Origin of the sequence: Luteimonas composti (assembly GCF_042678665.1) — a bacterium.
GTDB classification, from domain to species: domain Bacteria; phylum Pseudomonadota; class Gammaproteobacteria; order Xanthomonadales; family Xanthomonadaceae; genus Luteimonas; species Luteimonas composti.
Window position 1 is genome coordinate 339,925 of sequence record NZ_JBHTKU010000003.1, and the last position, 21,113, is coordinate 361,037.

Genomic DNA, 21,113 nt, shown 5'->3' on the forward strand with positions numbered 1-21,113 from the left:
ATAGTCGTTCGATACATCTGAAGTGGCTGTCCTGTGCGCTTTTTCCAACAATCAGTCTTTCAGTCACGCCACCGGCATCAAGAGCCACAGACGGCGGGTGACGACGCCGGGTCGCCACACGACCCGTACCACCGGCTCACGGAATCCCATCGATCATGACATCTTCCTCCCGCACGAAGCACGTGTTCCCTCCCTCGGCCTCGATCACGCCCGACGCTCCCACCCACGTCCCCACCGGGATCCAGGCGCGCCGCGAGGGCTGGAGCGGCCCGTTCCTGTCGTCCCCGATCAACGAGCCGCCGCACCGCATGGAACTGGCGCGCAACATCATGGTCGAGTTCGAGCCGGACCCGGAAGCGGCATTCGCCTGCATCCCCGATCCATTGATCTGGGAGGAAGGCACCACGGCGGTCGCCATGATCGGCGACAACCGGCAGATGCCGACCTCGCAGAAGTTCCAGGAAGGCATGGTCCTGCTGCAGGCGCGTTTCAACGACATGGTCGGGACCTACATCCCGTACATCTGGACCTCGACCGACGAAGCCATGCTGGCTGCCCGCGAGGTCTCCGGCCGGCCCAAGACCATCTGCGACCACAACGAGCTGCAGATCATGGGCAGCCAGGCCCGCGCCGAGATCACCCGTCGCGGCGAAACGCTGATGCGCATTTCGGTCGCACTGGAGAAGCCCGGATCGCCCAAGGACCTGCCGTTCTCGCGTGACTGGCTCTCGGTGCGCAAGATCCTGATGCCCCAGAAGGGCAAGCCCGCGTTGAAGCAGATCATCCACAACGCCACGGGCGGAAGTTTCAGCTGCGGCATGCTGTGGGAAGGGCGTGGGTTCGTCGAGTTCCCCGGCCAGGGTTTCAGCGCGGTGCACCAGCTCAAGCCGCGCAAGATCCTGCGTGCCTGGATGGTCGAGATGTCGTGGAACCTGGACTGGGGAAACATCATCTGGGAGAACTGGGTCAACCCGTTGCACCCCTGATCCAACCTGGCCACCATTCTTTTTCTGGAGGATTGATCCGATGCGTCCAGCCGTACCGTTCCTGGACACCCATGCGATGGAATGGGTGCCCGGCGACATGCCGGGACTGTTCACGAAGATGTTGAGCGCCGACCCCGAGACCGGTGCCCGCAGCGCACTGCAGTGCATCGACCCCGCGCGCGGCTACAAGGCCCCGGCGCTTCCGCATTACCACGACGGCGACGAAGAGATCTTCATCGTCAAGGGCGAGCTCACGTTCGACGGGCGGCAATGGTTGGGCGAACGCGCCTACTGCTTCCACCCGGCCCGGACGGTCCACGGCTTCCGCAGCCAGGTGGATAGCGAGGCCTGGTTCATCTCGCGCATCAAGCGGCCGCTGAAGTTCGACTTCCACGAGGACGCGGAGAGCCTGGAGCCTTACAGCCTCGATGGCGTGGAATCAGAGCGCGGAGTCGCGGTGGTGCCGACCCCGGCCGAGCGACCTTGGGAAGACATCCTCGACGCCGGCGGCAAGACCATCGCCCGCCGCCAGATCCTCAGCGTGCACCCGGGCACGGGCGAAGGCTCGATGCTGGTGGAGTTCCTTCCGGGGTTCGTCAGTCCGCATGGCGACCACTACCATTCGGTCTACGAGGAAGTCTTCGTCGTCAGCGGGCAACTGGAAACCGCCGATGGCAAGGTCTTCACCAAGGGCTGCTACAGCTACAAGCCGCCGATGTACGTCCAGAGCGCCGTGAGCAGCGAGAACGGCGCGGTCGCGTACGTCAACTTTGGCGGCAAGCTGGACTTCCTGCCCGCGGCCAGCAAGCCGGCCTGACGTCCGTACGATGCCGGTGACCGGACGGTCGCCGGCAGGGCATGATTGTACTTTTTCCGAACGTGGACGCCTCATGACCTGCGCCTCCCCCCCTCCTACGCTCGCCCTGGTCACGGGCGCTTCGCGCGGAATAGGCGCCGCCACGGCACGCGCGTTGTGCGCCGCCGGGACCCACGTACTGGCGACCGACATCGACCTCCAGGGCCTGGAGGAGACCGCAGCGGCCGTCCGCGCCGCGGGGGGTACGATCGACACCTGCCGGATGGACGTGTGCGACACCGGGAGCGTGGACCAGTCCGTCTCCGCGGCCGCCCGCACGTATGGCCGCGGCTTCGACGTCCTTGTCAACAACGCCGGCTATGCGACCGTCGCAACGCTCGACGAGATCACCGACGAGCACTGGGCGCATACGGTGAACCTCAACCTCATGAGCATGATGCGGGTCGCCCGGGCGGTGGTGCCCGGCATGCGCGAACGCGGCGGCGGCCACATCATCTGCCTGGGCTCGATCGCCGGCTATACATCGGGCTGGCCCGGCCGGCTCGCCTACTCGTCGGCCAAGGCCGGCGTCGCCGGTTTCGTCAAGAGCCTGGCCATGGAGCTGGCGCCCCAGGCGATCCGCGTGAACGGCGTCGCCCCGGCGGGGCTGCACGCAAGCGCCGACCAGGTGCCGTTGGGCAGGGTGGGCACGCCGGACGATATCGGCGCGTTCATCGGCCTGCTGACCTCGCCGCACGCCGCGTTCATGACCGGGCAGATGATCAGCGTCGACGGCGGCATGAGTGTCGCGCTATGACACCGCAGGGCCGGTCCGCAACAGCCGCCGCAGGAATCCCGTCCGCATGAGACCGCTGCTGCTTGGATCCAGATATGCATGGATCGTCGTCGCCACCTTGACGTTCCTGCTGGCGATCTCCCACGGGCTGATCACTTCGGGCATCTCGGTCTTCGATGCCGAGATCCTCAAGGATCTGGGCATCGGGCGCGGGGATCTGAAATTCCGCGATTTCCTGCAGCTGTTCGCAGCCGGCATCTGGGCGCTGCTGATCGGCTACACCGCCGAACGCATCGGTCCACGCACCATCATCTACGTGGGCCTGGTTGTACTGGCAGGGGTGCTGCTGGGGTACGGCTACGTCACCAACGTCTACCAGATCTACGGCCTGCACCTGCTGCTGGCCTTCGCTTATTCGTCCTGCCACGTCGTGATCGTGATCCTGATCATCACGCGCTGGTTCTATACCCGCAAGAGCGCGGCGCTGGGCATCATCCTGGCCGGCGAAAGCCTGGGCGGAACCGTGTTCCCCCAGATCGTGGTCCGGCTGCTCGAGCAGTACGACTGGCGCACCGCGATGCAGGTGCTCTCGGCGGTTCCGCTCCTGCTGAGCCTGGTCCTCTTGCTCCTGCTTCGGCGCACGCCGGAAGACCATGGCCACCCGCGCTTCGGGGAAGGCGAAGTGCGTCCGCCGGAGAAGCGGATGCCCGACGCTGCCCTGGGACCCGATGCCCGTTTCCGCGACTACCTGCTGCAACCGACGACCTTCCTGCTGCTGCTGGCGGCGGTATGCCTGTTCTACGCCGGCGGAGGGTTCGTCGCCCACGCCTTCCTGTACTTCCGCGACAGCGGCTTGCCCGCCAGCGCAGCGGCCACAAGCCTGAGTCTGATCTTCATCACCGCGTTCGCCGGCAAGCTCGGGGGCGGCCTGCTTGCGGACCGGTTGGGGCCCCACAGCTGCTGGCTGGTGTTTCAGGGACTGCTGTTGGCGGGTGCGCTGGTGCTGGCATTGGGTTCGGGCCCGATCATCTGGGCCGGCATCGTGTTGCTGGGGCTTGGCTGGGGCGGGTGTTACACGGTCACCCAGTCCATCATCACCGAGCTCTTCGCAGGACCATGGCTCGGACGGCTGAGCGGGATGTCGGTCCTGATGGAAGGCTGCGCCGCGGGCCTGGGCGTGTGGTTGACCGGCGTGCTGTACGACCAGGCGGGCAGCTACGCCGGCCCGTTCACGTTCTCGGCGGCACTGGTCGTGGTGTCGATCGCCGCATCGACGATCATTGCCCGTCGACGCCGGAACGCGGTGCGGACGCGGCCGGCCGAGCCCGTCGCGCATGGCGCCTGAAACGGCCACGAGGCCTGGTGGTCCCCAGGTCGGCGCGCCTGGTGGCATCCCGTGCGCCCCGGACGCAGGCGTCGCCGTTCGCAGCGGGCAGGAACGGATATCTCCATGACGGGTGCCGGCCCCAGCTGGAGTGGCGTCCGCGGCAAGGTCGCGCTGGTGACGGGGGCCGCGTCGGGCATCGGCGAGGCAATCGCCTGCGTGCTGGCAGAGGCCGGCGCCCACGTGGTCGTCGCCGACATCGACCGCGCAGGTGCGGAACGCGTCAGCGATGCGTTGCGTGCCGAGGGTCACCAAGCCAGCGCCTTGTACCTCGATGTGGCGGCGATCGACTCCTTCGGCGGGTTCGTGGCCTCGATGCAGGAGCTTGCCGGGGACGCCGACATCCTGGTCAACAACGCCGCCATCGGTGGCGGCGAGCCGTTCGCCGAGGTCACGCCTGCGCGCTACGACCAGGTGTTTTCGGTATCGGCCCGCGGCACCTTCTTCCTGACCCAGGCCCTACTGGCGGGAATGAAGCGGAAAGGTGGCGGGCGCATCGTCAACGTATCCTCGCTGATCGCGGCAAGAGGGGCCTCCGGCAACCCCCACTACGCAGGCGCGAAGGCGGCGATGCTCGGCTTCACCCGGGCGTGGGCGGTCGAGCTCGCGCCGTTCGGCATCTCCGTCAATGCGGTGCTGCCGGGCTTGACGCACACCCGCATGGCCTACGATGCTTTGGGCGACGATGCGCTGCGCGCACGCGCGCGCTCGGTCCCCGCTGGACGACTGGGCACGCCTTGCGACTCCGCGCGGTGCGTCCTGTTCCTGTGCGACGAATCGATGGGCTTCCTTACCGGCCAGGCGATCAGCCCCAACGGAGGAGACTTCGTCGGCGCCATCTAGACCCGGAAGACCATGAATTTCCAACAGCTGCGCCATTTCATCGTCACCGCCTCCTGCGGCAACATCCTCAAGGCGGCTGAAATCGCCAACATCACCCAGTCCGGGTTGAGCCGCAGCATCAATGCACTGGAGTCGTCCCTGGGCCTGCCGCTGTTCGAGCGCGGTCCGAAAGGCGTCAAGCTGACCGAGTTCGGGCACGACCTGTTGCCGTTCGCGAACCGGCTCCTGAACGAACACGATCGGGTCCTGGAAAATCTCAGCGCATTCCGCCAGCTGGGCCGGGGCTCGCTGACGATCGGAGTGGCCCACAGCTTCGCATACTACGTGGTGCCGGAAGCCATTTCGTCCGTCCTGCGACGCTGGCCCGAGGTGGAGCTGTCGATCGTCAGCGACAACTACCAGCGACTGCAGGAACGGTTGAACGATGGCGAACTGGACTTCGCCTTCTCGCTGTACACCGAAGGCAGCCGCCACCCGGACCTGGACTACGAAGACCTGTTCACCGTCAACACCCGTGTCTTCGCACGGACCGGACACGAGCTCACCACGCTGCCGTCGGTGTCTTCCGAGCAGATCGCCCGATGCCACTGGGGCCTGATCAACGGGGGGTCGGCGCGTGCGGCGTTCTTCAATTACTTCAACGACCGCGGGATCACGCCTCCGAAAATCTCGATGCGCTGCACCTCGGTCGCGATGCTGGTCTCGGTGATCCAGGATACCGACCTCATCACCATCCTGCCCGAAGAGCTGATCTCCACCGACACCCACCTGCGATTGTCGCCCGTCAACACGGATGGCGTTTTCGGAAGTGCGGTCTGTGGGTTGATCTTCCGCAAATCCTCGGTCGAACTGCCGGTGGCGGTACAGTTCGCCGACGCGGTGCGCCGGGAGATCCGCCTGCTGGCGAAAGTACCTCCCGGCACTCCATAGCGGTCATCGCGTCAGAAGTTCACCCGCATGCTCACCTGCCAGCGTCGCGGCTCGCTCCACCAGGTGTGGCCGCCGATCAGCGACAGCATGTAGCTCTCGTTGGTGCAGTTGGTGCAGCCGCCGCTGAAGCTCAGGCGACCATCCGCACGCTCCAGCGACACCCCTGCAGACACCTGGCTGAACGCGCTCTGCTCCGCATTGACCAGCCCGGTGGCCGAGGTGTTGTAGTCACCGGTGTAGCGCCAGGCAACGCTGGGCACGAAGTCCCAGTTGCTGGTGAGCGGGGCGATGTAGGTGGCCCCCACGGTACCGGTCCATTCGGGTGCACGCGCCGGATCGGCGATACGGCCATCGGCGGTGATGATGCCGGCGCCGCAGTTGGGCCGCGGCGTGATCCCGCCGGCAATGGATTCCTGGCATCGTTCCAGCTGCGCCTGCACCGTTTCGCTGATGTCGACGTACTTCGTCTTGTTGTACCCCAGCGCCGCGAACAAACGCAGCCTTTCGGTGGGTGCCGCTTCCACCTCCAGTTCCGTGCCGTAGCTCTTGAATCCCGAGTAGTTGCCCACCGGGAACGCCGGCGCGCCGCCACCAGCCGGGATGAAAGCCGACGCGATCTGCAGATCGTCGGTGATGCCGTAGAATGCGGTCAGGTTCACGCGCAGGCGACGGTCGAGCCAGTCCGACCGCAGGCCTGCTTCGTACGACCAGATCTGCTCGGGTCCGAATCCCTGGAGCGTGGCCGCCGTCGAGCCTCGGACGTTCCAGCCGCCAGACTTGAAGCCTCGCGTTGCGGACGCGAACAGCATGGCGTCGTCGGACAGCTCGTATTGGGCGGCAAGGCGCGGCGTCAGCACCCGCTCGCTCTGCGACAAGGGGATGCCCGCATTGGTCAGGATGTCGTCGGAGATGACGGCGGCGGCGTTGGGATTGCCGTTGTCCACGAAATGGATGTCCTTGCGCTCGTCGGTCAGGCGCGCGCCGGCAGTCACGGTGAGTCGTTCGGTGAATGCGTAATCGAACTGCCCATAGACGGCCAGCGACTCGGTGTCGTTGTAGAAGCGCGAGTCGGTTTCGATGAACGGCACGCCCGACCCGAGCGTGAAGCTCGTGGCGAAATCGGTGTCGTTCGCCTCGTGGAAGTAGTAGATGCCGGTGGTGTAGTTCCAAGGCCCCCGGCCCCCCGTCAGCTTGACCTCCTGGGTGATCTGCTCGTGGGTGCTGTGCTGGTTGACGACGTAGCCACCAATGGGCAGCGGGTTGTCGTAGTAGTCCACGTTGAAGCCGGTGGCCAGGTCGCGGTAGCCGGTGATGACTTCCACGTCGCCCAGACCCGTCGCGACGCGGAACGTCGAAGTGATGCCCAGCGTGTCATTGCCGACATAATTGCCGGGAAGCGTCGATTTCCTGCCTACGGTCAGCGGGTTCAGGGCCTGGAGGCCGCTGCGGGACACGAAGCGGTTGCCTGACTTGACGGAGGGAATGTTGGCCCCTTCTTCCTCGATATAGTCGGCCGCCAGGTCCCAGACCACGTTGTCCGTGATGTTCCAGGTCATCGCCGCACGGACGCCACGGCTCGCATGGGCGTTGTTCCGGCCGCCGACGGTCACGTTGCGAACCCACCCGTCCTCGTCCAACTGATAGGCGCTCACCCGGGTGGCGATGGTCTCGGACACCGGCAGGTCCACGCTGCCGCGCACCTGCCAGTAGCCGTAGTCACCGAAGCCTACCTCGGCGGTTCCGCCGAATACGTTCATTGGCTTCTTCAGGATGATGTTGACGGCGCCGCCGGTCGTGTTGCGGCCGAACAGGGTGCCTTGGGGACCACGCAGGACTTCGATGCGCTCCACGTCGAAAAGCGCGAAATTGTTCGCGCTCATCCGCGCCAGGAAGATGCCGTCCACGTACGTCCCGACCGGGGAGTCGAACGTTGCAGCCGTCTCGCTGTTGTACAGGCCGCGCAGGGTGTACTGGTTGGATCCGGACCCGGACGCCTCGCCCCCGGACATGTTGGGCACATGCTGGATCAGGTCCGTCGTGGTGGCCACCTGCATCCGGTCGAGTTGTTCGGAGCCCATTGCGGTCACCGAGAGCGGGACGTCCTGCACGTTCTGCACGCGACGCTGCGACGTCACCATGATCGCGTCGAGCGTTGCCATCGACTTCTTCTCGTCGGATCCTGCATCGTCTCCGCCAGGAGCCTTGCCGTCCTGCGCAAAGGACATCTGCATGGCTCCCATCATCAGCACGATGGAAACTCCCTGGGCCAATCGCGACTTCTTCATTCCCACTCCCGCGTTTGTATTTGGGTTCTTCGTCAGCGCATCGAAAAGCCGCCGTCGATGACGAATTGGGCACCGCTGCATGGCGATGCCTCGTTGGAAAAGATCCACTGCACCAACCGTGAAACATCCTCCGGAAGGCCGATGCGGCCCACCGGCGTCTGGGCGGCGATGGCGTCCTGCATCGCCTTTGCGCGCTCCGCGCCAAACGCCTCGATCGCTCCTTCGCCGGCAATCATTCCTGGATGGACGCCGAACACCTGCACCGACGGTTGCCGCGCCGCTCCCTCCGTCGCGCCAAACCGGACCAGGTCGACCAGCGCAGCCTTGCTCGCCGAGTAGACCGTGCTGTTCGCGGCGGGGCGCAGGCCCGCAACCGAACCGACCGCCACGATCTGCCCGCCACCGGACTCACGCACCGCCGGCAACCCATGCTTCAGCGCCAGGAATGTTCCCACCACGTTGACCTTCAGCTGCCGCTGCACGGACGCCGGGTCGAGCTGGTCGATGGGGGCCAGGACGCATTCGCCGGCGTTGCTCAGGATCCCGTCCAGACGGCCGAAGGCGGACTTTGCGGCGGCAACGGCTCGCAGCCAGTCGGCCTCGACAGTGACGTCCAGCACATGCGCTTCGATGTCCAGCCCGGCGCCAGCCAACAGCGCGGCGGCAGCATCCACGCGGTCCTGCCGCCGCCCGGTCAGGATGACCTTCGCCCCCGCTTCCGCCAGCGAGCGGGCGCATTGCAGGCCGATGCCGGACGTCGCGCCAGTCACCAGCAGCACCTTTCCGGCAACACCCGGCGCCCCGCTGTCCGCTACGGTGGTCATGCGGGCTCTCCCAGCCGCAGCACGTTGCCGGACATGTAGCTCGCGCCGTCGCCTGCGAGGAATGCGGCCGCCGAGGCCACGTCCGACTCGCGCACGTGCGGCCTCGTCGTGATCGTATGAACCCGCACCGGACGCGTGGGCGCGCCGCCCTCGATGGCCGCACACCGCCCAAGTATGGCCAGCGACTCCGCGAGGCAGAGGGCTCCGGGAACAATGGGCATGACATTGACCACCACTCCGCCGCGTCCACGCAGGGCCTGCAGCAGTTCGCTCAGCATTCTCCAGGTGGATGCGATCTGCGTGTCCAGCAGACGTTCGAACGCGTCGAGCGCCATGTCCTGGAGGCCACCAGCGGGCGAAGCGTCGAGGATGTTCACCACGATGGCCCCGGTGGTGCCTTCCCCGAGATCCCGGATCCACGACGCCAGCGCCGGCGCGAAGCGGTCGTCGTTCGGATCGAGGACCGTCGGCGTGCCACCGGCGGCGCCGAGTCCGTCGAGCAGCGCGTGGCGCAAGGTGCCCCGCGGGCCGATGATCAACTGCGATTGGGAGTCGGATTGCGATGCCATCTGGATTCCGGGTTGCGGACGAGGGCTCGTGTGGTGGCGACAACCGCGCTTGGTCGCCGCCGGGGCTCCGATCGATTCTATGCACGGATCGAAGCCGGTATGGATGTGCAGAAGTGGGACCCCTATGCATTCGTCGCGTGGACTGTTCGAGGCCGGACCAGGCGACAGCCTGGCGGACGCGTCCGCCAGCTCTTTGGTTGTCGTCCGCCGCATCCGCCGGCGTTCCCGACGCGAAGGGCGCTATCCCCCCATCCAGCCGAGCGCTTGTTCCGTATCCACGACCTCGGCGTACTTGGCCTGCAGGTCGAACAGGTTCGCCTGCTGGATGGAGTCGTCGCGGTCACCACTCGCGTCGCCCACCACGAACGGCAGGAACCCCAGCTGGATGGCGTCCACCGCACTCGCCCTGACACAGCCGGAAGTGGAGTAACCGCACAGGAAAACGGTGTCGACATCGGCGGCGCGCAGGCTCGATGCCAGTGATGTGCCGAAGAACGCCGAGGCGTACTGCTTGACCACCCGGATCTCCCCCTGCTGGAGCTCCACGCCCTCCGGCCACTCGCCCCACCGGCTGCCCCGCTCGAACATCCGCAGCGCGGGGACCTTGCGATAGAAGACGCCACCGTCGATCCCGCCCGGTTGGTACAGTACCTCGGTGAACAGGACCGGCATGCCCGCCTGCCGCGCAGCCGCAAGGAGGCGACGGATATTGTCCAGGACCTGCGGGCGATGGACGCACAGCGGAGACTCCGGCAGGACGTAGGCGTTGACCACGTCGATGGCGACCAGGGCAGCTTTCCTTCCAGGCTCCAGGCGCGCTCCGAAACCGGCATCGAGGTAGGACTCCCTCAAGCTGCTTCGGTCGGGCACCGGGCGCTCGCCGTCGCCCCTTCCCGCGCTCAAATCACGCCCCTCGAAGCGAGGTCGTCCAGCTCCGCGGTGGACAGTCGCAGCCAGTCGCCGTAGATCTCGCTGTTGTGCTGTCCCACGCGCTGCGGTGCGATGGCTTTGACGGATCCCGGCGTCAGCGACAGGCGCGGAAACACGTTCTGCATGCTCATCCGCCCCCAGCGCGGGTGGTCCATGCTGATGATCGACTCGCGTGCGGCGAAGTGCGGATCCGCCAGCATCTCCGGTGCACGGTAGATCCTGCCCGCGGGGACGCCGGCTTCGATCATCAGCGTCTCGAGCTCCTCGACCGTCTTGGTCTTCGTCCAGGCGCGGATGACGTCGTCCAGTTCGGACTGGTGGCGTCCGCGCTCCACGTGGTTCACGTAGTCGGGATGCTCGGCCAGCTCGGGCATGCCCATCGCGCGGCACAGGCGTCCGAACACGGTGTCCTGGTTGGCAGCGATCATGTACTCGCCATCCAGCGCCGGGTAGACGTTGGACGGCGCGATGCCGGGAAGTACGGAGCCCGAACGCTCCCGGATGTACTCCATGACCGTGTAGTCGGGAATCAGGCTTTCCATGACCTGCAGGACCGACTCGTACAGCGAGGAGTCCACCACCTGGCCTTTACCGGTCAGGTCGCGATGACGCAATGCGGCCAGCGCGCCGAGGCAGCCGTAGGTCGCGGCCAGGGTATCGCCGATGGAGATTCCCATCCTCGATGGCGCCCGGTCAGGATCGCCGACGATGTAGCGCCAGCCGCCCATGGCTTCCCCGATCCCGCCGAAGCCTGCGCGTTGCGCATAGGGACCGTCCTGCCCATAGCCGGATACCCGCACGATCACCAGCCCGGGGTTGTCGGCGTGCAGGCGCTCCGGCGAAAGCCCCCACTTCTCGAGGGTTCCGGGGCGGAAGTTCTCGATCAGCACGTCCGCCTGCGAGATCAGCCGCTTCGCCAGCTCCTGGCCCTCGGCTATCCGCAGGTCGAGGGACACGGACTTCTTGTTGCGTGCGACCACTTCCCACCAGAGCGGATAGTCGCCGCGGCCCCATAGCCGCATCGGATCGCCCTTGCCAGGCGGTTCGATCTTGACCACCTCAGCCCCCTGGTCGCCCAGAAGCTGGCCGCAGAACGGGCCGGCGATCAGCTGCCCCATCTCCACCACCTTCAGCCCGGCCAGGGCACCCGTTCCCGCCTCGCCATGCAGACTCATGCAGATGCTCCCACGCGGTTGCGCCATGCCGGCTGTACCGGTGCCGGCAAACCCGTCTCCTGCAGGCAGCTCTCCCGCAGTGCATCGATGGACGGGCCACGATTGAAGATGTCCTTGCCGTGGTCCGGCCCGCGCTCCGCGATCATCCGCGCGCGCAGCTGTGCCGTCGCCTGCTGGTCGAGCAGGCCGGCCGCGTCGACTACCACGCCATAATCGCGAGCCCCCGCGACCGTCACCAGGCCACGGCGCACTTCCTTGGCCACGAGCGCCGGGTCGCGCTGCAGCGGATCGCCCCAGCCCGCGCCTCCCCAGGTGATGTAATGCAGGACGTCGCCGGGGCCTACCTGGATGCGATCGCACTTGGCGGGAAGCACGATCCGCTCGCCGTCCGCACGCTCGAGCAGCTTCGACGACCGCTTGCCCGGTTCGCCGCCGTTGACGCCCCAGGGCGGGATGAACCAGCGGTCGTCGTGGATCGAGATCATGCCCGCCTCAAGGAAGCGGTAGCTCATGCGGATTCCGTTTCCTCCCCGATGCAGGCCTGCGCCGCCCGAGTCGGGCACGGTTTCATACCGCTCGATCAGCATCGGGAAGTAGCGCTCCAGGAACTCGTTGGGCACGTTCGTGAAGCCAGGCCACAGCGAGTGGCCGTCCGGCCCGTCGCCGAACGGCCTGCCGGGGATCCCGCCGAATCCGATCTGGAACAGCTGGAACCACTTGCCCTGGCTGTCGTGGCCGGAATACATGAGATGCGGCGAGGAGGAGAACCCGGCCGCGTTGAGGAATTCCGGCGTCTTCTGGCCGAGAAGCGCGCCCAGCACATCGAAGATCCGACCCAGGGCGTGGGTACGGCAGGACAGCGCCGCGGGGAACTTCGGCCGCAGCAGCGATCCCTCCGGAATCCGGACCTCGACGTGGTCGTAGAAGCCGTCGTTGAACAGCACCTGTGGATCGAAGACCATGATCATGTAGATGCCGAAGAACATCTTGAACATGTTCTCGTTCATGTAGAAGTTGATCGACGACTCCGACTGGGGATCGGTCCCCTCGAAGTCGAGGATCACCCGCTCGCCCTCGCGCCACATCGAGCACTTGATCTTGAACGGACCAGCGCCCTTTCCGTCGTCGCAGAGGTAGTCCTCGAACGAGACCGGCGTCTCCGAAACCGCCCTGGTGATCAGGCTCAGCATTGCCCGGCGATTGCGCTCGAGCAGTTCGTCCAGCGTCGACAGGAACACGTCCTCCCCAAACCTGTCGCACAGCTCCTGCACTCGGCGCGCCGCGACCCGGCACGCGGCGACGATGGCATGCAGGTCCGCCCGGAGCCATTCAGGCATCCGCGACGAGTTCGCGGCGATGCTGAGGATGTCCTCCTGCAGCTCGCCCTTCCTGTACAGCTTCACCGGAGGCAGGCGCAGCCCCTCCTCGAACACGGATCCCGAGTTGGTCGGCAGCGAACCGGGGACCATTCCACCGACGTCGGTCATGTGTCCGAACATCGCCGACCAGGCGACCAGGCGCCCGTCGCGGTAGATCGGCATGATGCACAGCAGGTCGTTGAGGTGGCTGACCGCACCCTCGCAAGCGTACGGGTCGTTGACCAGGATGATGTCGCCTTCCTCGATCTCGCCGGCATAGCTGCGAAGAAATCCGTCGATGAAGGAACCGAACTGCCCGACCACCATGCGCCCCTTGCGGTCGGCGATCAGCGGGAACGCGTCGCCCTGCTCCCGGATTCCCGGAGAAAGCGCGGTGCGGATCAGGGTGGCGTCCATTTCATTGCGCGCGTTCCGCAGCGCGCTCTCGATGATCTCCAGCGTGATCGGGTCGACGGCAACCGATGCGATCGGCTTCGGGTTGGTTTCGGTGATACGGGCTGACATCAACTGGTCCTCAAGCTGGCCGGATCAAGATAACGCCGTGATCGTCGACGTTCGCCACGTGCGCCGGCAGCACCAGCGTGGTGGAGTCCATCTCGCAGATGATCGCCGGGCCGACGATGACGTCGCCGGCGCGAAGCAGACTGCGGTCGTAGATGACGGCATCGTGGAATTCGCCATCGGCCCAGATCCGGTGGTCGCGGATCTTGGCCCTGACAGGATCGCCATCGCCGCGCTCGATCGGCACCGATGCGATTTCCTGCACCGCGCTGAGCGCTACCGCACGGACATTCACCAGCTCGCGCTCGGCGTCCATGTTGAAGGTGAATAGCCGCTTGTGCTCGGCATCGAACGCACGCGCCAACGGCTCCAGACCATCTGCGCGCAGCTCGTCAAGGGTCAGGGGCAGGGGCACTTCGAATGCCTGCCCGCTGTAGCGCACGTCGGCTTCGAACTCGATCGTGATCTCGTGCTCCGCGATCCCGTCACGCATCAGCTCGTCGCGGACGATGGCGGCCATCTCCTGCAGTTCAGCAAGCAGGTCGTTCCGGCTCACGTCCGGCATCGGCTTTGCACACGAGCGCGCGGTCTCGGCGCGCATCCGGGTTGTAGCGTCGCCCAGCGCGCACAGCACGCCCGGCGACACCGGAGAGATCGCCGGCCAGGCGTTTGACAGCTTGGCGACGGCATTCACGTGCAATGGACCGGCACCACCGAACCCCATCAGCGCGAACTGCCGCGGGTCGTAGCCCTGCTGCACGGAGATCATGCGCAGTGCGCCGAACATGTTCTCGTTGACGATGTCGATGATGCCGCGGGCGGCCTGGTAGACGTCCACGCCCAGCACGTCGGCGATTCCCTGCACCGCCCTGCGCGACGCCTCCCGATCGAGCTTGAAGCTGCCGCCGAGCAGGTTCTCGGGGAGGTAGCCCAGCACGACGTTGGCGTCGGTGACGGTAGGCAGCACCCCGCCCTTTCCATAGGCAGCGGGTCCGGGCTCGGCGCCCGCCGATTCGGGACCCACTCGCAATGCGCCCGTCAGTTCGGGAACCTTGGCGATCGAACCGCCGCCGGCGCCGACTGTTTTCACGTCCAGCGACGAGGCGCGCACGGAAAGGTGCGCGACCTCGGTCGTGCGCACCCGCCGCGGCTGTCCGTGTTCGATCAACGCCACATCGGTGGAAGTGCCTCCCATGTCCAGGGTGAGGATGTTGCTGAAGCCGGAACGCCGCGCGACCCAGACCGCGCCGGCGACGCCGCCTGCCGGGCCGGACATCAGCAGGCTGACCGGGTGCTCCTCGGCCTTCTCGGAGGACATCAACCCGCCGTCGGATCGCAGGATGGCGATGCGCGCCGGCATTTCCACCGCCTGCAGCTTCGCGCGCAGGCTTCGTACGTAGCCGCCCACGATCGGGCGCATGGACGCATTGGCCACGGTTGTGAGGGCACGCTCGTACTCCTGCATCTCGGGCAGGACTTCATGCGAGAGGGAGATCGGGATGCCGGGAAGTGTGTCCTCGGCGATATCGCGCACCAGGCGCTCATGCGCGCCATTGAGGTACGAGTTGAGAAGAGAGATGGTCAGCGCCTCAATGCCCTCGTCGCGCAGGCGCAGCAAAGCTTCGCGGACCTGCTCCGGATCGGGCGGGGCGACCTCGTTGCCCTTGGCATCCATCCGTCCGGTGACTTCGACCGTATGCTCCAGTAGCGCAAGGGGCTCGGGCTTCGGCCACACGATCCAGCCCGCCAGGCCGCCAGGCACGAAGGAGCGGGCGATCTGCATGACCTGGCGATGCCCTTCGGTCGTGACCAGGCCCACCCGGGCGCCCCTGCCTTCCAGGACCGCGTTGGTGGCCACGGTGGTGCCGTGCAGGAACACATCGACCTTGCTGGGCGGGACCCCGGCCTGCTCGCATATGGCGGTCACGCCCTGCAGGATTCCGATCGAACTGTCCCGGGGCGTGGACGGTGTCTTGTGTCGCCAGAACCGTCCCTGCTCCGTGTCGAGCAGAAGCAGGTCCGTGAAGGTGCCGCCCACGTCCACACCCAATCTATAGGCCATCTCGTCGCTCCAGCAGGGTCTTACCAATCGCTTGATCCGGTTGATCGTTCGGCATAACGGAGCAGGCCCGCGATCAACTATCGTGCGTCCAATTCATCCTAGTTCGGCTCGCCGGACGAAACCTCACCGGGTTACTCCTCCTTCTATGACAGCTGCGAATACCCCCATCGAGATCGTGGAGGTCTCTCCACGCGACGGCCTGCAGAACGAGGCCACCGACGTCAGCACCGGCGACAAGGTGGCCCTTGTCGAGCGTGCGATCGCCGCAGGCGCACGGCGGATCGAAGCCACGAGCTTCGTCAGTCCAAAGGCGGTGCCGCGCATGGCGGACGCCGAGGCGGTGATGCGGGCGTTGAACTCCGCGAGACCGGGCTGGGCATCGCCCGTCGTGCTGGCCGGCCTGGTGGTGAACCGGCGCGGACTTGATCGCGCCATCGCCGCCGGCGTCGACGAAGTCAACTTCATCGTCGTCGCGACCGAGACATTCAACCAGCGCAACCAGGGCGTCAGCGTGGCGCAATCGGTGGAGCAGCTCGCCCAGTGCCTTGCACCGGCCCGCGAGGCCGGGATCGGGGTCAGCGTAACGATCGGGGCGGCATTCGGTTGTCCCTTTGAAGGGGAAGTCCCGGAAACCAGGTTGCGCGAAGTACTTTCTGCCGTGGCGCGGACCGGGGTGGACGAGATCGCGCTCGCCGACACCATCGGCGTCGGCGACCCGCTTGCGGTCCACAGGCGCGTCGGCATCGTGCAGGACGTTGCACCGGGCGCAAGGATCCGCTGCCACTTCCACAACACTCGCAACACCGGCATCGCCAACGCCTACAGCGCGTGGCAGGCGGGCGCGCACAGCCTGGACGCATCCATCGGCGGCATCGGCGGTTGCCCCTTCGCGCCGGCAGCGACCGGGAACATTCCCACCGAGGACGCCATCTACATGTTCGAACGCATGGGCGTTCCAACCGGGTACCAGCTGGCTCCGCTGATCGAGGCCGCACGCTGGCTGGACGGCGTTCTCGGACGCCCGGTACCGGGGATGCTGGCGCGTGCCGGCGACTTCGTTGCGGATCCGCGCCTTGGCCGGTGTGCCTGAACCGATGAGTCGCCAGGACGCTTCACCGATGCCATCGCATTCCGCTGCCCCCCGCACGTTGTACGACAAGCTCTGGGACGCCCACGTGGTGGTGCCGGAAACCGTGGAGGCGCCCGCACTGCTCTACGTCGACCTCCATCTGGTGCACGAGGTGACGTCGCCGCAAGCGTTCGCCGAGTTGGAGCGCCGGGGATTGCCGGTCCGCCGGCCGGACCGGACCGTCGGCACCACGGACCACTCCACCCCGACCAGTCCCCGCGGGCGCGATGGCAGTTATCGCTACGCCAACGAGGCGACGCGCAGGCAGGTTGCGCTGTTCTCCGCCAATTGCCAGCGCCACGGCATCGAAGCGTTCGGCATGGGCGCGCCCGACCGCGGGATCGTGCACGTGGTGGCCCCAGAGATTGGCCTCACCCGGCCAGGCATGACGATCGTCTGTGGCGACAGCCATACCTCCACCCACGGTGCGTTCGGTGCGCTGGCTTTCGGCATCGGCACCAGCGAGGTCGCACAGGTGCTTGCCACCCAGTGCCTGTTGCAGCGGAAAGCCAGGACCATGGCGGTCACGATCGATGGCCCGCCGGGCCCAGGCGTGACGGCCAAGGACATCATCCTGCATGTCATCGGAGTGGTCGGCACGCACGGCGGCGTCGGCCACGTGATCGAGTACCGCGGCGAGACCGTGCGCGCACTGGACATGGAACAGCGCATGACCCTGTGCAACATGTCCATCGAGGCGGGTGCGCGATCGGGGATGATCGCCGCCGATGCCACGACCCTGGCGTGGATCGCCAACACGCCACGTGGCCCGAAGGGCCGGGAGCTTGAGGCTTGCGCGGCAGAATGGGCGCAGTGGCGCAGCGACGAAGGCGCCATGTTCGACGTCGAGGTACACATCGACGCGCGCGACATCCGCCCTACGCTGACCTGGGGCACCCATCCCGGCACGGCGCTGGCCGTCGACGCGTCCGTGCCCGTCGCGACCAGTGACGAGGACCAGCAGGCGCTTGCCTATATGGGTCTTGAAAGCGGGCGTTCTCTGCTGGGAACCCCGATCGACGTCGCCTTCGTCGGCTCATGCACCAATGGTCGGCTGGGAGACCTGCGCGAAGTCGCGAGGATCCTGCGCGGGCGACGCGTGGCGAAGCACGTGCGGATGCTGGTCGTCCCGGGTTCCGAAGCCGTGAAACGGGCGGCGGAGATCGAGGGCATCGATCGCGTCGTGCGCGCGGCAGGCGCGGAGTGGCGTGAGCCCGGCTGCAGCATGTGCATCGCGATGAACGGCGACCTTGCACAACCGGGACAGCTCGTGGTCAGTACCAGCAACCGCAATTTCGAGGGTCGCCAGGGCCCTGGCGCGCGCACGGTGCTCGCCTCGCCATCGACCGCCGCCTGGTCGGCCGTATGCGGCGTACTGAGCGATCCGCGCCAGTGGGCTGCCGCAGGAGACCCTGCATGAGCGGCTGGCGCCACCTCCGTTCGCGCAGCGTCGTGCTTGCGCACGCCAACATCGACACCGACCAGATCCTGCCGGCACGGTTTCTGACCACCACCAGCCGCGAAGGGCTCGGCAGGCATGCCTTCCACGACTGGCGCTGGCGCGATGATGGCACCCTGATCCCGGGTTTCCCGTTCGACCAGCCGGGGAATGCCGGCAGAAGCATCCTCCTGGCAGGCGCGAACTTCGGCTGCGGCTCCTCCCGGGAACATGCGCCCTGGGCACTCGCCGACCTGGGCGTCCGCGTGGTGGTGAGTACCGGCATCGCGGACATCTTCCGCAACAATTGCCTGAAGAACGGATTGTTGCCGGTCGAACTCGATGCCCCGATCGTGTCGAAGCTGATGGAGCGCCCGGACGACGAGTTGCTGGTCGACCTCGACCGGTGCGAACTGGTCCCCCCGGGCGGACCGCCGCTGCCCTTTGCGCTTGACCGGTTTTCGCGCCTGTGCCTGCTCCAGGGGCTCGACCAGCTGGAGTACCTGCTCGGATACGCCGACAGGATCAGTGCGTTCGAGGCGCGTCACGCGACACCACGGCCGTGACTGGCGGCGGACGCGACCCACGGAAGCCGCGCGCGCCGCCGTCCTGCGATCGCCGCGGGGCTGCGCCGCTCAGCCGCCCCCGCGTTCGGCCTGACGCTGCTTGCGGATCTGCGCTTCCACCGCGGCGATTGCCGTCATGTTGACCACGCGGCGCGGACGCGAGGCGGTGGTCAGCACGTGCGCGGGCTTGCTGATGCCCATCAGGATCGGGCCCAGCGCCACGCCGTCGGTCATCACCCGCACCATGTTGTAGGTGATGTTGGCCGCGTCGAGGTTGGGCATCACGAACAGGTTGGCGCGGCCTTCCAGCGTGGTGCTGGGGAAGATGCGGCGGCGGAAATCGTCGTCCCACGCCGTATCGGCCATCATCTCGCCGTCCACCTCGAGCTTCGGCGAGCGCTTGCGCAGAATTTCCAGCACCTGGCGCATCTTGCGCGCGCTCGGGTCGTCGTGGCTGCCGAAGTTGGAGTGCGACAGCAGCGCCACCTTCGGTTCGATGCCGAACAGCTTCAGCCTGTAGGCCGCCTGGATGGTGCTCTCGGCGATCTGCTCCGGGGTCGGATCCGGCTGCACGTGCGTATCGAGGAAGAACCACAGGCCGCGGTCGTTGATCACGCCGGTCATGGCCGACGTGCTCTGCACGCCAGGATCGAGTTCGAACACGCTGCGGATGTAGCCGAGCTTCTTGTGGTAGCGGCCGACCAGGCCGGTGATCATCGCGTCGGCCTCGCCGCGGTCCACCATCACCGCCGCGATCAGGGTGGTGCGCGAGCGCAGCAGGCTCTTGGCCGTCTCCGGGGTCACGCCGCGGCGTTCGGTGAGCTTGTGGTAGTGGTTCCAGTAGTCGTGGAAGCGCGGGTCGTCGTCCTGGTTGGTGACCTCGTAGTGCACGCCTGCGCGCAGGCGCAGGCCCAGGCGCTGGATCCGCGATTCGATCACGTCCGGACGGCCGATCAGGATCGGATGGGCCAGGCCTTCGTCGACCACGGTCTGCACGCCGCGCAGCACGGTCTCGTTCTCGCCCTCGGCATAGACCACGCGCTGCAGGTCGGCGCGGGCGCGGTCGTACAGCGGGCGCATCACCAGCGCGGTGCGGTGGTGGAACTGGGAGAGCTTCTCGCGGTAGGCCGCCATGTCCTCGATCGGACGCGTCGCCACGCCGGTCTCCATCGCCGCGCCGGCCACCGCCGTGGCGACGATGGTCAGCAGGCGCGGGTCGAACGGGCGCGGGATGATGTAGTCCGGGCCGAAGCAGGGAATCTCCTCGCCGTAGGCCGCGCCCAGGTCGCTGGCCTCGCTCTTGGCGAGCGCGGCGATGGCGTGCACGCAGGCCAGCTTCATCGCCTCGTTGATGCCGGTGGCGCCCACGTCCAGCGCGCCGCGGAAGATGTAGGGGAAGCAGAGCGCGTTGTTGACCTGGTTGGGGAAGTCGGAGCGGCCGGTGGCGATGATCGCGTCCGGGCGCACCGCGCGCGCCAGCTCCGGCATGATTTCCGGATACGGGTTGGCCAGCGCCAGGATGATCGGCCGCTCGGCCATGGTCGCGACCATGTCCGGGGTGAGGATGCCGCCGGCCGACAGGCCCAGGAAGATGTCGGCGCCGGCGACGATCTGCGCCAGCTCGCGCTGGTCGGTCTCGCGCGCGTAACGGCGCTTGGCCTCGTCCAGGTCGTCGCGGCCGGTGTGGATCACGCCGCCGCGGTCGAAGGCGGTGATGTTCTCCGGCTTCAGGCCCAGCGCCACCAGCATGTCGAGGCAGGCGATGCCCGCGGCCCCGGCGCCAGTCGTGGCGAGCTTGACCTGCCCGATGTCCTTGCCGGCGATCTCCAGCGCGTTGACCACGGCCGCGCCGACGATGATCGCGGTACCGTGCTGGTCGTCGTGGAAGACCGGGATGTTGAGCCGCTCGCGCAGCTTGCGCTCGACGATGAAGCACTCCGGCGCCTTGATGTCCTCGAGGTTGATGCCGCCGAAGGTGGGCTCGAGGCTGGCGATGATGTCGACCAGCCTGTCCGGGTCCTTCTCGTCGATCTCGATGTCGAACACGTCGATGCCGGCGAACTTCTGGAACAGCACGCCCTTGCCTTCCATCACCGGCTTGCCGGCCAGCGGGCCGATGTCGCCCAGACCCAGCACCGCGGTGCCGTTAGAGATCACCGCCACCAGGTTGCCGCGCGCCGTGTAGTCGCTGGCCTTGGTCGGGTCCGCCGCGATTTCCTCGCAGGCATACGCCACGCCCGGCGAATAGGCCAGGGCCAGGTCGCGCTGGGTCAGCATCGGCTTGGTGGCCGCCACCTTGATCTTGCCGCGCGGCTCCATGCGGTGGTAGTCGAGCGCGGCCTTGCGGAAGGCGGCTGCGGAATCGGTGCTGGAAGGCTCGGACATCGCATGCGGGACCGGTGAAGGGCCACCGATTCTAGCCCCTGCCCCCCGTTGCGGGCTTGCCCGATCACCGCGGCAGGGCTGCGGAAGGTGGCGCAAGCGCGCTGGATGGCGCATGGCGCTGCGAAAGCGCGGCAC

The 21,113-nt window shown here is 66.9% G+C and carries 17 protein-coding genes; 9 read left to right on the top strand and 8 right to left on the bottom strand.

Annotated elements, in window-relative coordinates:
• Positions 1–155 precede the first annotated feature (155 nt).
• From ACFQ2D_RS10335 to ACFQ2D_RS10360, 6 genes are all read left to right on the top strand, one after another.
• Positions 156–986 carry an acetoacetate decarboxylase family protein gene (locus ACFQ2D_RS10335; protein WP_280941425.1) on the top strand — a complete coding sequence of 277 codons (831 nt, stop codon included), beginning with the start codon at positions 156–158 and terminating at the stop codon, positions 984–986.
• Between the two features lie 40 nt (positions 987–1,026).
• Positions 1,027–1,803 (top strand): cupin domain-containing protein, encoded by a 777-nt coding sequence (locus ACFQ2D_RS10340; protein ID WP_280941424.1) that lies wholly within the window; start codon positions 1,027–1,029, stop codon positions 1,801–1,803.
• 73 nt (positions 1,804–1,876) lie between these two features.
• Positions 1,877–2,599 carry an SDR family NAD(P)-dependent oxidoreductase gene (locus ACFQ2D_RS10345; protein ID WP_280941423.1) on the top strand — a complete coding sequence of 241 codons (723 nt, stop codon included), beginning with the start codon at positions 1,877–1,879 and terminating at the stop codon, positions 2,597–2,599.
• A 46-nt stretch (positions 2,600–2,645) separates the two neighbouring features.
• The gene (locus ACFQ2D_RS10350; RefSeq protein WP_280941422.1) at positions 2,646–3,923 is read left to right on the top strand and encodes an MFS transporter; all 1,278 of its coding nucleotides are present in this window, start codon (positions 2,646–2,648) and stop codon (positions 3,921–3,923) included.
• A gap of 105 nt (positions 3,924–4,028) precedes the next feature.
• The gene (locus tag ACFQ2D_RS10355; RefSeq protein WP_280941421.1) at positions 4,029–4,805 is read left to right on the top strand and encodes an SDR family NAD(P)-dependent oxidoreductase; all 777 of its coding nucleotides are present in this window, start codon (positions 4,029–4,031) and stop codon (positions 4,803–4,805) included.
• Between the two features lie 12 nt (positions 4,806–4,817).
• Positions 4,818–5,735 (top strand): LysR family transcriptional regulator, encoded by a 918-nt coding sequence (locus ACFQ2D_RS10360; RefSeq protein ID WP_280941420.1) that lies wholly within the window; start codon positions 4,818–4,820, stop codon positions 5,733–5,735.
• 11 nt (positions 5,736–5,746) lie between these two features.
• Here the strand turns inward: ACFQ2D_RS10360 and ACFQ2D_RS10365 are convergent, their stop codons facing one another.
• The 7 genes from ACFQ2D_RS10365 to ACFQ2D_RS10395 form a co-directional block, all read right to left on the bottom strand.
• Positions 5,747–8,020 carry a TonB-dependent receptor gene (locus ACFQ2D_RS10365; protein ID WP_280941419.1) on the bottom strand — a complete coding sequence of 758 codons (2,274 nt, stop codon included), beginning with the start codon at positions 8,018–8,020 and terminating at the stop codon, positions 5,747–5,749.
• 32 nt (positions 8,021–8,052) lie between these two features.
• On the bottom strand, positions 8,053–8,844 hold the full coding sequence (locus ACFQ2D_RS10370; protein ID WP_280941418.1) for an SDR family NAD(P)-dependent oxidoreductase: 792 nt from the start codon (positions 8,842–8,844) through the stop codon (positions 8,053–8,055).
• Entirely contained in the window at positions 8,841–9,413 is a 573-nt protein-coding gene (locus ACFQ2D_RS10375; RefSeq protein ID WP_280941417.1) for a hypothetical protein, read from the bottom strand. The genes ACFQ2D_RS10370 and ACFQ2D_RS10375 overlap by 4 nt, the downstream gene beginning before the upstream one ends.
• A 240-nt stretch (positions 9,414–9,653) precedes the next feature.
• Complete coding sequence (locus tag ACFQ2D_RS10380) at positions 9,654–10,265, bottom strand: isochorismatase family protein (protein ID WP_280941416.1); 612 nt, start codon at positions 10,263–10,265, stop codon at positions 9,654–9,656.
• A gap of 47 nt (positions 10,266–10,312) precedes the next feature.
• Positions 10,313–11,518, bottom strand: a complete 1,206-nt coding sequence (locus ACFQ2D_RS10385; RefSeq protein ID WP_280941415.1) for a CaiB/BaiF CoA transferase family protein — start codon at positions 11,516–11,518, stop codon at positions 10,313–10,315.
• Complete coding sequence (locus tag ACFQ2D_RS10390; RefSeq protein ID WP_280941414.1) at positions 11,515–13,401, bottom strand: hydantoinase B/oxoprolinase family protein; 1,887 nt, start codon at positions 13,399–13,401, stop codon at positions 11,515–11,517. The genes ACFQ2D_RS10385 and ACFQ2D_RS10390 overlap by 4 nt, the downstream gene beginning before the upstream one ends.
• A gap of 10 nt (positions 13,402–13,411) precedes the next feature.
• A complete protein-coding gene (locus tag ACFQ2D_RS10395) occupies positions 13,412–15,460 on the bottom strand; it encodes a hydantoinase/oxoprolinase family protein (RefSeq protein ID WP_280941413.1) in 2,049 nt (682 codons plus the stop codon).
• Positions 15,461–15,605: 145 nt separating this feature from the next.
• Here ACFQ2D_RS10395 and ACFQ2D_RS10400 point away from each other — a divergent pair, with 145 nt between their 5' ends.
• Genes ACFQ2D_RS10400 through leuD form a run of 3 tightly spaced genes read left to right on the top strand, consistent with a single transcriptional unit; the run spans position 15,606 to position 18,593 of the window.
• Positions 15,606–16,550: a hydroxymethylglutaryl-CoA lyase gene (locus ACFQ2D_RS10400; RefSeq protein ID WP_280941412.1), complete on the top strand. Its 945-nt coding sequence runs from the start codon at positions 15,606–15,608 to the stop codon at positions 16,548–16,550.
• A gap of 28 nt (positions 16,551–16,578) precedes the next feature.
• Positions 16,579–18,009, top strand: coding sequence for a 3-isopropylmalate dehydratase large subunit (gene leuC, locus ACFQ2D_RS10405; protein ID WP_280941411.1), 1,431 nt, complete (start codon positions 16,579–16,581; stop codon positions 18,007–18,009).
• Positions 18,006–18,593, top strand: a complete 588-nt coding sequence (gene leuD, locus ACFQ2D_RS10410) for a 3-isopropylmalate dehydratase small subunit (RefSeq protein WP_280941410.1) — start codon at positions 18,006–18,008, stop codon at positions 18,591–18,593. Before leuC ends, leuD begins: the two co-directional genes overlap by 4 nt.
• Positions 18,594–18,662: 69 nt before the next feature.
• On the opposite strand, the gene ACFQ2D_RS10415 is transcribed toward leuD, so the two are convergent.
• The gene (locus ACFQ2D_RS10415) at positions 18,663–20,978 is read right to left on the bottom strand and encodes an NADP-dependent malic enzyme (protein WP_280941409.1); all 2,316 of its coding nucleotides are present in this window, start codon (positions 20,976–20,978) and stop codon (positions 18,663–18,665) included.
• Between the last annotated feature and the right edge of the window lie 135 nt (positions 20,979–21,113).